At 61.3% G+C, this 14,508-nt stretch carries 10 protein-coding genes; 5 read left to right on the top strand and 5 right to left on the bottom strand.

Annotation, left to right across the window (positions count from 1 at the left end; genetic code table 11):
• The first annotated feature begins 259 nt into the window (after positions 1-259).
• The 5 genes from cobS (at position 260) to CQ13_RS05890 (ending at position 6,894) form a co-directional block, all read left to right on the top strand.
• The gene (gene cobS / locus CQ13_RS05910; RefSeq protein ID WP_057842055.1) at positions 260-1,258 is read left to right on the top strand and encodes a cobaltochelatase subunit CobS; all 999 of its coding nucleotides are present in this window, start codon (positions 260-262) and stop codon (positions 1,256-1,258) included.
• Between the two features lie 158 nt (positions 1,259-1,416).
• Complete coding sequence (gene cobT / locus CQ13_RS05905) at positions 1,417-3,321, top strand: cobaltochelatase subunit CobT (protein ID WP_057842054.1); 1,905 nt, start codon at positions 1,417-1,419, stop codon at positions 3,319-3,321.
• Between the two features lie 61 nt (positions 3,322-3,382).
• Positions 3,383-4,393: an esterase-like activity of phytase family protein gene (locus CQ13_RS05900; RefSeq protein ID WP_245309039.1), complete on the top strand. Its 1,011-nt coding sequence runs from the start codon at positions 3,383-3,385 to the stop codon at positions 4,391-4,393.
• A 120-nt stretch (positions 4,394-4,513) separates the two neighbouring features.
• Positions 4,514-5,626 (top strand): NADH:flavin oxidoreductase/NADH oxidase, encoded by a 1,113-nt coding sequence (locus tag CQ13_RS05895; protein ID WP_057842052.1) that lies wholly within the window; start codon positions 4,514-4,516, stop codon positions 5,624-5,626.
• A 167-nt stretch (positions 5,627-5,793) separates the two neighbouring features.
• Positions 5,794-6,894, top strand: coding sequence for an LLM class flavin-dependent oxidoreductase (locus CQ13_RS05890; RefSeq protein WP_057842051.1), 1,101 nt, complete (start codon positions 5,794-5,796; stop codon positions 6,892-6,894).
• 103 nt (positions 6,895-6,997) lie between these two features.
• On the opposite strand, the gene CQ13_RS05885 is transcribed toward CQ13_RS05890, so the two are convergent.
• The 5 genes from CQ13_RS05885 to CQ13_RS05860 form a co-directional block, all read right to left on the bottom strand.
• Entirely contained in the window at positions 6,998-8,125 is a 1,128-nt protein-coding gene (locus CQ13_RS05885) for a DUF2336 domain-containing protein (protein WP_057842050.1), read from the bottom strand.
• Positions 8,126-8,351: 226 nt separating this feature from the next.
• Positions 8,352-9,641, bottom strand: coding sequence for a T6SS phospholipase effector Tle1-like catalytic domain-containing protein (locus tag CQ13_RS05880; protein WP_057842049.1), 1,290 nt, complete (start codon positions 9,639-9,641; stop codon positions 8,352-8,354).
• Between the two features lie 621 nt (positions 9,642-10,262).
• A complete protein-coding gene (locus CQ13_RS05870) occupies positions 10,263-12,308 on the bottom strand; it encodes a hypothetical protein (RefSeq protein WP_057842047.1) in 2,046 nt (681 codons plus the stop codon).
• On the bottom strand, positions 12,301-13,278 hold the full coding sequence (locus CQ13_RS05865) for a RelA/SpoT domain-containing protein (RefSeq protein ID WP_057842046.1): 978 nt from the start codon (positions 13,276-13,278) through the stop codon (positions 12,301-12,303). Before CQ13_RS05865 ends, CQ13_RS05870 begins: the two co-directional genes overlap by 8 nt.
• 258 nt (positions 13,279-13,536) lie before the next feature.
• Positions 13,537-14,256 carry a hypothetical protein gene (locus CQ13_RS05860; protein WP_156433522.1) on the bottom strand — a complete coding sequence of 240 codons (720 nt, stop codon included), beginning with the start codon at positions 14,254-14,256 and terminating at the stop codon, positions 13,537-13,539.
• Positions 14,257-14,508: the final 252 nt, after the last annotated feature.

The following is a 14,508-nucleotide window of genomic DNA, read 5'->3' as shown; positions in this document are numbered from 1 at the left end:
GCCCGGGCAGGGGCCGAAAGTGCCGGCAGACCTTTGGCACGGCCGCGGCGAAGTGGCCAAGCGGGCAAAAGTGCGGCGTGATTCGCAGGGCAGCCCTCCAAAAACCTGAGAGATGGCTTATCTCAATGATAAGGCAATGGAACTTTGATTGCGCCGCGGGCTTCTGCCGACCCCTGCTCTCTGCTAGGTTTACGTTAGCCCCCATCCGCAGCCATTCAACAGATCTGGTTTCGGGAACGCCCGGGACCTCGGAGGATTGATGACGACCGCCGCCATGAGCAAAGTTTCGGAGCCCGTCGGACTGCCCGACATGAAGGTGTCGGTCCGGCAGGTTTTCGGTATCGACAGCGACCTCGAAGTGCCGGCCTATTCCGAAGTCGACCCGCATGTGCCGGAAGTCGATTCGGATTACCGCTTCGACCGCGCCACCACGCTCGCGATTCTCGCCGGTTTCGCTAGGAACCGCCGCGTCATGGTCACTGGCTATCACGGCACCGGGAAATCGACCCATATCGAGCAGGTCGCTGCAAGGCTGAACTGGCCCTGCGTGCGCGTCAACCTGGACAGCCACATCAGCCGTATCGACCTAGTCGGCAAGGATTCGATCGTCATCAAGGACGGCAAGCAGGTCACCGAATTCCGCGACGGCATCCTGCCCTGGGCGCTGCAGCATAACATCGCGCTGGTGTTCGACGAATACGACGCCGGCCGCCCCGACGTGATGTTCGTGATCCAGCGCGTGCTGGAAGTCTCCGGCCGCCTGACGCTGTTGGACCAGAACAAGGTGATCAAGCCGCACCCGGCGTTCCGCCTGTTTTCGACCGCCAACACGGTCGGCCTCGGCGACACCTCGGGCCTCTATCACGGCACCCAGCAGATCAACCAGGGCCAGATGGACCGCTGGTCGATCGTCACCACGCTGAACTATCTGGCGCATGACGAGGAAGTCGAGATCGTGCTGGCCAAGGCGCATCACTACCGCACCCAGGAAGGTCGCGACATCGTCAACAAGATGGTGCGGCTGGCCGATCTCACCCGTAACGCATTCGCCAATGGCGATTTGTCGACGGTGATGAGCCCGCGGACCGTGATCACCTGGGCCGAGAACTCCGACATCTTCGGCGACATCGGCTTCGCGTTCCGCGTCACCTTCCTCAACAAGTGTGACGAACTGGAGCGGCCGCTGGTGGCCGAATTCTATCAGCGCTGCTTCAACCAGGAGCTGCCCGAGAGTTCGGTGAACGTGGCGCTCAGCTAATTGTCGTCCCTGCCTAGTGCGCAATTGCGCACGGGAGCAGGGACCCATACGCCGAGGACTTTCGACCAGGGGATGCCGCCAACGTCGGGTGAAATAACGACCTCCTGTGGTTATGGGTCCGCTTTCGCGGGGACGACCCGGATAAGGCCAAGAATGTAATGACGACGTCGAACATCAAATTCCGCACCGGATCCAAGGAAGCCCCGACCGAACCGTTCAAGCGCGCGGTGACCTCGTGCCTGCGCGCGATCGCGAAGGCGCCGGAACTTGAAGTGACATTCGCGGCCGAGCGGCCCGGTCTTGCACCGGGCAAGGCACGGTTGCCGGAGCCGGCGCGCAAGATGACCAAGCGGGATGCTGCGATCGTGCGGGGTCACGCCGATTCGGTCGCGTTGAAGCTCGCCTGTCATGATCCCAAGGTGCATCGCAAGCTGATGCCGGGAAATCCGCAGGCGCGCGGCGTGTTCGAGGCGGTGGAGCAGGCCCGTGTCGAGGCCATCGGCTCGCGGCGGATGGCGGGTGTGGCGAAGAACCTTACCGCGATGCTCGACGATCACTTTCATCGCGGCAAATACGACGAGATCACCGACCGCGCCGATGCGCCGCTGTCGGACGCGCTGGCGATGCTGGTGCGCGAGCGGCTGACGGGCCTTGCGCCGCCGGCGGCTGCGAAAAAAATGGTCGATCTCTGGCGTCCGGCGCTGGAAGACAAGATCGGCACCCGGCTCGACAAGCTCAGCCGCGTCACCGAGGACCAGGCCAAGTTTGGCGATCTCGTGCACGACCTCTTGTCGGCGCTCGACCTCGGCGACGACCGCGATGCGGACGCCGATGACGACGAAAACGATGACGAGAATCAGGACGGCGAGAGCGATCAGTCCGGCTCCGAGGGCTCGCCCGATTCCGATGCCGCGCAGGAAATGAGCGCCGACCAGGCGCAGGCGTCCACCGACGAAATGTCGGAAAGCGCCATGGAGAGCGCGCAGGCTTCCACGTCAGATACGTTCGACGACGGCGAGCTCGGCGACGACGAGACGCCAGGCGAAGCGACGCGGCCGAATACGCGTGGCGCCAACGAGCCGCGCGGCCCGGAATACCACGCCTTTGCACCGAAATTCGACGAGGTCATCGCCGCCGAAGATCTCTGCGACCATGACGAGTTGGAGCGGCTGCGTTCCTACCTCGACAAGCAGCTCGCGCATCTGCAGGGCATCGTGGCGCGGCTCGCCAACCGGCTGCAGCGCCGCCTGATGGCGCAGCAAAACCGCGCCTGGGAGTTCGATCTCGAGGAAGGCATTCTCGACCCCGCAAGGCTGTCGCGCGTGGTCACCGATCCCTATCACCCGCTGTCCTTCATGCACGAGAAGGAAGCGACCTTCCGCGACACCGTGGTGACGCTGCTGCTCGATAATTCCGGTTCCATGCGCGGCCGGCCGATCACGGTGGCCGCCACTTGCGCCGATATTCTCGCGCGCACGCTGGAGCGTTGCGGCGTCAAGGTCGAGATTTTGGGTTTTACCACCCGCGCCTGGAAGGGCGGCCAGTCCCGCGAGGCCTGGCTCGCGGCCGGCAAGCCGGCCAATCCCGGCCGGCTCAACGATCTCCGCCACATCATCTACAAGTCCGCCGACGCGCCCTGGCGCCGTTCGCGCAAGAATCTGGGCCTGATGATGCGTGAAGGCCTGCTGAAGGAAAACATCGACGGCGAGGCGCTGGATTGGGCGCACAAGCGACTGCTCGGCCGCGCCGAGCAGCGCAAGATCCTGATGATGATTTCGGACGGCGCGCCGGTCGACGACTCCACGCTGTCGGTCAATCCCGGCAATTACCTCGAGCGGCATCTGCGCCACATCATCGAGGAGATCGAGACCCGTTCGCCGGTCGAACTGATCGCGATCGGCATCGGTCACGACGTTACGCGCTATTATCGCCGCGCGGTCACAATCGTCGATGCCGAGGAGCTCGGCGGCGCCATCACCGAAAAGCTCGCCGAACTGTTCAGCGAGACCCACGGCGCCGCGCCTGCCACGGGCCGCCACCGGCCGCGCCGCCTGCATTCGTGAGCGCATGCCCCCGCTCATAGGCCGCCGCCGCCTTTTGAAATATGCAGCGGCGGGGCTTTCCATGGCAGCCGTGCCCGGCGCGGTATTGGCGCAGACCGCCGTTCAGCGGCCACCGAAGCAGACCGTTCCTGACGAGTTCTCGGTCAGTGCGCCGGTTTCGATCGACGTCAATGCAAGGCCGCTGCAGTCGTTCGACACCCGCGACCGCTCGCGTGTGCGGTTCGGTGAACTCGAATTTCGCAGCGGGCTGATCCTGACCTCGCGGTTCCGCGGCTTCGGCGGATTGTCGGGCCTGCGGCTGGATCCAAAGGGCGAGCGCTTCATCGCCATCAGCGACAAGGGGGGCTGGTTCACCGGCCGCATTGTCTACAAGGGCCGCGAGATGACCGGACTCGACGATGTCGAGGCTTCGCCGGTGCTGGGTCCGGACGGCAAGCCGATCACCTCGCGCGGCTGGTACGACACCGAGGCCCTCGCGCTCGACGGCTCGCTGGTCTATGTCGGCCTCGAGCGCGTCAACCAGATACTGCGCTTCGACTTTGCCAAGGGATTTACGCGCGCGCATGGCGAATTGATTCAGTTGCCGCTGGGCGTGCGCAAGCTGCCCTACAACAAGGGAATCGAGGCGCTCGTCCTGGTGCCGAAGGGCTTGCCGCTGGCGGGAACGCTGATCGCGATCTCCGAACGCGGGCTCGACGCGCAGGGCAACATCACGGCCTTCCTGATCGGCAGGACGTTGGGGCTGTTCAGCATCCGCCGCAGCGACAATTTCGATGTCAGCGACGCGGTGCTGCTGCCGTCCGGCGGGCTGCTGCTGCTCGAACGCAAATTTTCCTGGCTCGGCGGCGTCGGCATACGCATCCGCCGCATAGCACTTGCCTCTATCGCCCCCGGGGCAGTTATCGACGGCCCCGTGATCTTCGAGGCCGACCTCGGCAGCGAGATCGACAACCTGGAAGGCATCGACGCCCATGTCACGCCGGAGGGCGAAACGGTCCTGACGCTCGTCTCCGACGACAATTTCTCGATGATCCAGCGCAATCTGCTGCTGCAATTCGCGCTGGTGGAGTAGCGCGTTCCTTCTCCCCGTATATTCGCCCGGCAGGGTTGAGCCAGGCGCGGGTTGAGCGGCGGGCGCGGCCTCGTTACACAAATAGGGCTTACTTTCCTCCGGTCCGGATCCTTATCGCCCATGAGCGCTTTGTTTACCCCGATCAAGCTGCGCGGCCTTAACCTCGCCAACCGCATCATGGTGGCGCCGATGTGCCAGTACTCGGCCGTGGACGGCGAGGCCAATGACTGGCACTTCACCCATATCAATTCGCTGGCGCTGTCGGGGGCGGGCGTCTTCTGTATTGAGGCGACCGCGGTGGAGCCGACGGGCCGGATCACGCCGGGCTGCCTCGGCCTCTACAACGACGCCACCGAAGCCGCGCTGAGGCCGATCCTGGCGTCCGTGCGCAAGCGTTCGAAGGCCGCGGTGATGATGCAACTCGCGCATGCCGGCCGCAAGGCGTCGAGCCACACGCCGTGGGATGGCGGGCAGTTGATCCCGGTGGCCGAAGGCGGCTGGCGGGCGGAGGGGCCGTCGGCCATCCCGCACAAGGAGAGCGAGCCGCCGCCCGTTGCCTTCGATGCCGTGGGCCTTGCGCGCGTGCGCGATGCGTTCGTGGCGACTACGAAGCGCGCCGAGCGCCTCGGCATCGACGCGATCGAGGTGCACTCGGCGCACGGCTATCTCCTGCACCAGTTCCTGTCGCCGATCGCCAACCGGCGCACCGATCAATATGGCGGCTCGCTGCAGAATCGCATGCGCTTTCCGCTCGAAGTGTTCGACGCGGTGCGCGCGGCGTTTCCGCACGACAAGCCGGTGGGATTGCGCGTCTCCTGCACCGACTGGGTCGAGGGCGGCTGGGATCTGGCGCAGACCATCGAGTTCGCGCAGGAGCTGAAAAAGCACGGCGTCGACTGGATCGACGCGTCCTCGGGCGGCGTGTCGCCGCTGCAAAAAATTCCGCTCGGCCCCGGTTACCAGGTGCCGTTCGCGCAAGCGATCCGCGAGGCGACCGGGCTGACCACGATTGCCGTCGGCCTGATCACCGAGCCGAAGCAGGCCGAGGAGATCGTGGCCTCCGGCAAGGCCGACATGGTCGCGCTCGCCCGCGCCATGCTCTACGACCCGCGCTGGGGCTGGCACGCCGCGGCCGAACTCGGCGGCGAGGTGTTCGCCCCGCCGCAATACTGGCGCTCGCAGCCTTCGACCCAGAAGGCGCTGTTCGGCGCGACGACGTTCGGGACGCGGTAGCCTCTTCTTCCTTCTCCCACAAGGGGAGAAGGGAAGTGCGCATCAACCCGCCGCGCGAACTCCTGCCCATCCGTTTCGTCATATCTCGGCCATACGTCCGGCGTGCTATGCTTTCGCGTGCGCGCGATAGACGCGTTTTCAATAACGACATACAGCGAGGACACCCCATGGAGATCGGATATTTCACGATGCCATCCCATCCGCCGGAGTGCGGATTGAAAGAGGGTCACGACTGGGACCTGCAGACGCTGCGCTGGCTCGACGAGCTCGGCTATCAGGAAGCCTGGATCGGCGAGCACCACACCGCGCCCTGGGAGCCGCATCCCTCGCCCGATCTCATCCTCGCGCAGGCTTTTCTGCAGACCAAAAATATCCGCCTCGGCCCCGGCGGCTTCCTCTTGCCCTATCACCACCCAGCTGAACTCGCGAACCGCGTCGCGATGCTCGATCATCTTTCCGGCGGACGATTGAACTTCGGCGTCGCCGCTTCGGGCCTGCCGAGCGACTGGGCGATGTTCAACGTCGACGGCATGTCCGGCCAGAACCGCGACATGACGCGCGAGGCGCTGGAGATCATCCTGAAAATGTGGACCGAGGACGCACCCTGGACCCACACCGGCAAGTTCTGGACCGTGAACAAGCCGGACACCATGTTCGACTTCCTCAAGCCGCACCTCAAGCCGTTGCAGGCGCCGCATCCGCCGATCGGCGTTGCCGGTCTCTCCAAGGGCTCGGATACGCTCAAGCTCGCCGGCGAGCGCGGCTACATCCCGATGAGCCTCAACCTCAACCCGGCTTACGTCGGCAGCCACTGGGAATCGGTCGAGATTGGAGCTGCGAAAACCGGACGCAAGCCGAAGCGCAGCGACTGGCGGCTGGTGCGCGAGGTCTTCATCGCCGACACCGACGAGGAGGCGTGGCGGCTTTCCGTCGGCGACATGATGGGCCGGATGATGCACGAGTATTTTCTGCCGCTGCTCGGCCATTTCGGCTTCAAGGACTACCTCAAGGCGGCGCCCGACGTCGCCGACTCCGACGTCACGGTCGAATATTGCGCACGCAACAACTGGATCGTCGGATCGCCCGCAACCGTCACCGAAAAGATCGAGCGGATCTACCACGAGGTCGGCGGCTTCGGCACGCTGCTCGTGTTCGGCTTCGACTACAAGCACAAGCCGGAAGCGTGGCACAATTCGCTCCGCCTGCTGAAGCAGGAGGTGATGCCGCGGCTGAAGCATCTCGACGCAGACCTCATCAAGGCAGCGTGAACGTCGCTCTCGAAGGATCGCGCTTTCTCCCTTTGTGGGAGAAGGTGCCTTCGCGCCAGTGATCCACCTTCTCCCACAAGGGGAGAAGGGAAGTAAGAAACCCTCAACGCGGCGGCTTCGGCGCCGGCGCTACCGGACGCACCTGCCAGAATCGCAGCAGGCGGCGGGCGTTTTCAACCGTCAGTTTTGCGTACTGCTCCCTCGCTTTCGCGAGCTCGTGCCGGCCCATCGAGCCGGCGGCGAAGCGGCTTTCGAGCACGGCGGCGACGGTGTCCCAGTTCAATCCGGCGACGCGGCAGGGGATCAGCACGCCGTCGTCGCGCAGGCTCTGCATCACCGGGCGGATCACCTCGACGCTCGAGCCTGATAGTTCGGCGAGGGCTGCGACCGTCTCGGCGTATTTCCGCTCTCTCGCAAATGCCAGGAGCGCCGGCTCGTTCAGTTTGCCGTGCTTGGCGAGCGCGGCGACGAAGCGGCGAGCGGCCGCGAAATCGCGCCTGCGCGACATTTCGCGGCTGGCGCCGGTCGAGGCGGCGGCGATTGCGTTGCGGATTTCCTCGAACAGATGCGGCGGCGCGCGCGACAACAGCCGCGTGTGCACGGCTTCCGTTGCGTTCTGCAGCAATTCCCGGCGCTGTTCGGCCGGCAGGTCGACGCGGATGCCGGTCTCGACCGCCAAATCAGGATCGGTCTCCGCCTGCTTCAGCACGATCGCAAAACCGCTCGCCGACATTCGCGCGCCGGGATTGGTCACGAGCCGCCGGCTGACCGAGGGATAATGCCGCTTCAGCAGCGCATCGGTGACGATCTCGGTCAGCCACCAGCGCCCGGAGATCGCCAGCAGATGCTGCTCGCCTTTGGTCTGCGCCAACTCCACCAGATCCTCGGCCGTCAGCCGCGCCGATTCGGTCAGCACCGGACGCGCGATCGTAATCTCGTCGTTGTGCGCGAGCCGTCGGATCACGCGAGGCGGCGCCTGCTTCGCGGACGCGAGCTGCGTGCTCAATTCGGCGAGCGCGATGCGCGCGGCGACGTCGGCCAGCGCCCGCAGCTCGATGGTCCGGATCAGCCGTTCCAGCACGTCGCCGAACAGCTCGATCTGCTCGCCGGAATAGCCGTCGGCGGACAGCAGAAACAGGTCCGAGACCTGCCTCAGCGCATCCAGATGTCTTTCCGGCGAGCCGGCCTGGATGGCCGCCTCGACCTCCTCGGTGATCGATCGTTCCAACATCGCTCGTCCTGAGCGTTTCAGGCCGGTTCTGGCAGCAGTCAGGTGAGATTAGGCAGCAGAGTTGAACGATTCGTAAACCATTTGGGTTCCGCGGCGGCAGGAATGCGGCCGTAAGGTTGCGGGGGTCCCAGGCCAGTGGCCGAGTGAGGCGGCGGTGCCGTTCTCCCTCTCCCGCAAGGAGGGAGCCGACCGCCCGTGCGGCGACGGTGTGCACATGAATGGCGGTCTACGATTCCGCCGCGACGTCCTCCGCGCTCGCATGCGCCGGCGGTGTCGGCATCGGGAATTTCTCGTACTGCTTCGGCAGGTTCACTGGCCGATAGCTCGGCAGCGCGTCCATGCGCTGCAGCGCCGACTCGTGGATCACAGCGCCGTCCGGGATCAGCCGCGGCTCGGCGTCGGGGATGTAATAGCCGAAATGGCTCTCGCGCGCCGGCCATTCCTTGTACGTCGCACGCTTCGGCAGATATTCGAGCAGCCACCACGCGCCGCGCAGCGACTCGTGCAGCTCGCCGCGCACGGCAGGCGCGACATAGGAGAACGGGCTGCCCTTGCGCTGGATGCCCCAGGCGAGCTGGTTGACGGTGGCCTGGTTGACGCGGACCCCGCATTTTGTCGCCTCGTCGATCATCCAGAGCAGCGGATATTTTGAAAGCGCGCTTTCCTTTTCCGGATAGCCGCCGCCGATATCGTCATGGACGCCTGAGAACCACACCTGCAGAATATCCTGCGGCTCGGCGTTGATGTCATTGAAGCGGTTGTGCCGGAATGTCTGCGGATCGTCCCACTTTTTCAGGCGGAACATGCGGCGTCGCTCGTCGATCGAGATCGCCTGCCGGAACGTCTGCACGCTCGGGTTCGCAGTGGTGAACGCGAGCTCCTCCAGGCTCGGCCAATAGAAGCGATCGGCCCGCGGCACGATCACGCTGGCGACCGTGTCCCAGACGCCGACGAAGCGGATCGTCGGCCAGCGCGCTGACGTGATGCGCGCGAATTGGGCGGCGTTGTCGAACGCGGTCTGCGGCAGCGGTCCTCCCGCGTCGCCGGCATCGCTGAGCAGCTTCATCTCGCGGCGCAGCTTCGGTGCTTCATCCGAGGAGAACTGCTTGTAGGCGATCAGGCCACTTCCAGCGAGATTGACCTGCTCGGGCCTGATCAATCCAATCTTGTGCACCAGCCCGGCCAGCACCCGCACGGTATAGGCGCCGCGGGAAAAGCCGAACAGATAGATCTGGTCGCCTTCGCGATAATGGTGGACCAGGAAGCAATAGGCCGCGAGCACGTTGTCATCGAGCCCATAGCCGGTGGCCAGCCCGAGGATGGCGTTGAAGTCCTGCTTCAGCTTGTGCCACGGGTCCGGCCGCTCCAGCGTGCCGACGCCGGGATCGTAGAACACCATCTGCCGCGGCTCGGTCTTCTCCGTCTTGCGCAGGCAGCGATAGAGCTTGAGCACGTTGGAGATGTTCTCGGAAATCTCGTTGCCGGTGCCGTCGCAGCAGATGATGATGTTGCGCATAGATGCGCCCCCAAATAGATGCAGCCTGAAGTTTAGAGGGTGGCTGGGGAGATGGCTATTGGGATTTGGGGAGCAGAGAGTGATTTTGATGCGCGCGCAAGATTGCGCGATCTCTCTTGGCGCTCGACCATTTTATAGTCTGGTTAGCTTTCTGCCGGGGATTAAACTCGCGAAGATATTCCTCAGTGAGAGTACGAAGCGAAGATTCATGCGAAACGCGATGAACAAAGACAAGAAAGTCAGGAGTGCGGCCGATTTCACTGAGAACTTTTAGGATCAGAATGCCTTCCACAATGACAGGACGGTTTAGGTTCGCTCTTGCATCTAGCACCTTTGCAAGATCGCCAGCGCGGAATTGCAAGGGGTTTGAGCCGCGCTCGATGTAAAGGTCTAGATGGACAGCGGGCATCTCCAGTTGCCAGCCGAGCCAAGCCGCTAAGGATGATTTTCCGGCTCCATCTAAACCATCGATTGCAATGAGAAGCGGGCGACGCTCCTGAGGAAATCCCAGAGCGCTCCTAATCGATGTTCGTAAGCTTCGGTATGACTTTGACGCCGTAAGCCACGGCGCCAACTCGTTAGCGCCGTTTGAATCGACCGGAGTTGAATGTCGTTCTATCGTCATTCGTCCTTTAGTTCGTCCGTTTGCTCGTATTGCAGCTCACGAAGGGCTTTTCGCTCTTCGGCGCGTTGTTGCTCATCCGCGATGCGGAGTTGAAGACTATGGATATGCGCGTCAGCGAATGCTCGGACTTCCGGCCTAGGATCAGTCTGCCAGCCGCGAGCGATTTCAAGCTTGTCACGTAGCGCGTCGGCAAAGCCAAACTCGCCCCTCACAATGCCGGTGCTCTCCAGGCTGATGATGACGCTCGTTCGTATGCTTTCGTCTTTCGGGAACCTCTTGATGATCCGCTTCAATACCTCCTGTGTTGTCTCTTCACCGTGATAATTTTCCATAACGGCGAGAATGAACTCTACATCTTCTTTCGTTCCTTCGTCGGCAAGCTTGGCTAGCTCTTCGGCGAAGTTAGGTGGGCAGGATGGAAACGCGATGCTCAATAGACGGCCGCCGCGAAAGCGGAATAGTCGCGGAATTTCATTAAATATCCTTCGACCAAATTCAATTGCGAGCTTGGGGTCTTTAGAAAGCTCATTTTGAAGTCCATGAAATTCATAGGGGATGGCTTCATAGCGGTCTGGAGAATCCTCCTTATTCATCCCAAGTCGCGAAGCGAAACAATCCCATACGAGTGCTGGATAACACTTCGCTATTTGAATCAGAATTTGCTCTACATAGTAGTCAACTTTGGGGACCTGAATCATTGCTGGCATCAGGAGCCTTGCTTGACGCTCCAATAGCGATGCAAAGAACGACGAAGCTTGGTCAGGCAACCAAGCTGCTCGCGTCCACCAGTATTCATGTTTACGATTTAGATATTCAATCGCCGGTTCAAAGAACGCTTCTTTGGACGGCACATCTTCGGGTTTTGCTTCCATTGCCGTTATGAGACATTCCGCCACTGCGACGTCCTGCTGAACTTCCATCGATCGCTGTAGCGTGCGCTTGGCAAGCTCAACATTGGGCGATTTCGAGAGGCGCAAATGACGCGCTAATGCCGCCAAGTATTTGCCACGCTGAAGCACTCGTTCGACTTCATTCTGATAAATCTTGTCCTCGCCACTCTCATGCAAGCCGGCAAGGATGGCAGCAAGAAATCCAGCTACCTTGTCCGACGCCAGTCCCAGCAAACGGGCTGCGGTTTGCGGTTTAGAACGCGCTAGCTGCGTGAGAAATTGAGCAAACGGCGGAAACGTCGCCATATCGTTCGATTCCACGGACGCAATGCGCTCGATAAGCGCGAGCCATTCGGCCTCGTTCTGCTCCCCAATCGCTTCGATATACTTGGCCGCTTCCGCGGCCCGATATTCTTTCTGGGTCTCATAATTGTCAGCCCTATTTTCATCGCGCTCCTTCCATTGATACGGAAAGATTGACTCGAAGCCGACCAACACCTTAAATTTTGCGAACGTCTGATCTTCGTTAAACTTGTCACGGAGCTTTTCGATAGCGGTCATAAGTCGCGTCGAAGCTTCCTGGCAATTCACCCTTGCCTTGGACCGGGAAACGTCCCGGGCGCGTCGGTATTTGTACCAGTACACATGTTCGAGCGTTTGCATAAGTTCGTAGGAGAGAGGTCCGGCCGCACCCAAGAGAAACTCAACGACCTCAGTTGCGTTCTTGAGAGTTAGATTCAACCAATCATCGGTTGCCTCGGTACGGCTGCCAGTGTGACCCGCCCGGCGTAACGTACTGAGTATTTCGCGCCGCTCGCCGTCGGCTATTGCGGCTTTGAATAGTTCGAAGAGGATCGAGATTGCCTTTTCGCGAATCTTGATGATCTCAGCATTGATCGGAATCCTTCCCGCCCGTAACGTAACCGAATTGGCATTCCAAACGGCTCCTTCCATTTCGGGGGAAAGGACGGCTTCGCACACGGCAATTACTAGGTCACGATCCTGGACGCGGTCTTCCGGCGGAAGTGCGCTTATTGCGTCAACGAGCATAACTTGAACGCCAGGGCCGACCTGCGTCCATACATCGATTTCGTAGCGGGCCAGCGATGCAACGGTTTCCAAGATCTTTTTTTGAACGCGCTCGTCATCCATGGCGGTACAACTCGCGAAGTGCGCTAAAGCTAGCCGCTATATCGGCATACCGGAACACCTCAATTGTCTCCACAACTAGCATCGTTACTTCTGCTGCGGTCTTTCCTGGGAATTTATCGAATGGAGTGACGATCGGTTTTACCGGCGTTTCCCGTGCTGCTTTCGCGGCAGCCACCATGGCGGAAAGAACATCGCCATAGATTGCAATTACGTCATCGTAATTCGGTAGCACGTCTTGTTTCAGTGAAGCTAAAATATCGCAGCGTTCGTTGTTGTCTGCGGCGAGACCTAGCCTTGTGAGTAGGTCTCGATCAAACAATTCCTTGCCTTGCTGCAGGCGTTCGTAGTCGTGCTGAACGCGTTGAAACTCATACCCGGCTGGAAGCAGATACTTATTCATGATGCGATTGAACCTGCTCTCAATCGCTTCCATGGCTCTTCCGCCGAATCCCTCCCTGGCCTCGGTTTTGTAGAGAATGTCATGTGATGTTTCAGACCATGCATGATTCAAAATGGTTTGAACCTGTATTTCACAGCGAAGGCCTTTGAATTTCGCGTACTCAGGCAAATTGGTGCGATCATCCTTGAGGCGAACCGTGTAATGGATGCCGCGATACTGCCGTTCATCGTTCTCCTTCATTGGGTGGTGAATTTTGATCCCATCCTCTTCAACTTCAAAGTTATCGGAGATGAGCCGCGAGCCCCTGAACCGATCAACATCGGTATTGGTGTAGAAAATGATGCGCGTCCCCGCGAGGTCACGACGCAGGGCTTCAATGCTGTCTGATTCCAGCGCGCCTTGTTCTTGAAGCCGCGCTTTCAGCTTTTTCGGGTCTTTCGCGCGGCATTGCATGGACTGTGGACGTGGTAGACCGGCCGCCGCGATCGCCTTTTCCAGGATGTCGCGGACCGTGCGACTGAACTCCCGATACAGGGCGACGTTCCGGCTCTCGTAATCCTGAAATCTCATTTGACCTCTCGCTCGCCGAGCGGAGTCTAAATATCGTCCGTTGGACGAGGAGATTGTGCTTGTACCAACGCAATTGTGCAACCAGTCCTCCAAAACAAAAAGCGGCTGGGTCTTTCGACCCCGCCGCTCCAAACTCTCAAATCTATCCGCTCAGCCCGGCACTCTCAGCCCACCTGCCAAATCCGCCTCATCTAGCCCTCGCGATCGGCGTGCAGAACCATCATGATCAGCAGGACCATGGATGCCGCACACCTCGCTCTACGTCCCCGCCGGCCCCTGATTAACGTCCACCACATGCCGATCCTGCCCGACAGTAATCACGATCGTGTAGCTCTTCTTTCCGCTGCCCTGATCCGTCGGCGGCGCAATGTGCAACTGGCCGCCGTACCATTCGCCGGGCATCAGCGTGTTGTCCTTGATGACCGTCTGCTCAAGCATGGCCATGTTGCGTTGTCCCGTTTCGATGGTGGCGGCGAACATGGCTTCGTTCTGGATGGCGGCGTTGTTCTGTGCGATCACAGCGGCTGTCGGGCTGTAGAACGTACCTGTGCGGCCGCTTGGTGTCGTATAGGTGCCGTGACCTGCCTGAGAGGCGCTGTAGGCGTTCGCAGCACCGGCAACACCAGTCAGAATGGCTGCCGCCACCTGCCGGTTTTTCTCCTCCTGCTGCAGCATTTCGAAGGTGACGATCTGCATCCCGAAGTCGGAGGCGCCGACGTGCTGGACGGCTTCCACTTGCGCCACGCGGAATTCCGTTGGCTGCTTGCCGATGTTGTTGATGCCGACGACAAACACCGGGCGTCCGTTCGCTTGCAATTTGCGCGATGCCGGGCGGACCAGCACCAGCGAACTCTTCTGGCGCGAGACGAGCGCCGGTTGCCCGTCGCGCATCATCGCCTGTTGCTGTGGATTGGAAGCACGAAACGCAATGGTTTCGCCGTTCGAAACGCAGCCGCCCAACGCGGCGCAAAGCGCCACGATTCCCAAATTACGCATGACATAAGCCCCCCAGACCCGATTGCATACAAGAGCAACCGCAGGAAGTGGGCAAGCGCGCATGCGCGTGAACACACACCGTGAAACTACGGTGTGTGTTCACGGCAAGAAAGACGTGGATGGCCGGGACAAGCCCGGCCATGACGGATAGGGGAGGGTGGGGCGCGCCACAACAAAAACGGCCGGGTCTTCCGACCCGGCCGCTCCGAATTTCGATCCGCCGATTTAAGCTTT

It is taken from the genome of Bradyrhizobium retamae, assembly GCF_001440415.1.
Lineage (GTDB): Bacteria > Pseudomonadota > Alphaproteobacteria > Rhizobiales > Xanthobacteraceae > Bradyrhizobium > Bradyrhizobium retamae.
This window is presented reverse-complemented; position numbering and strand designations above follow the sequence as displayed.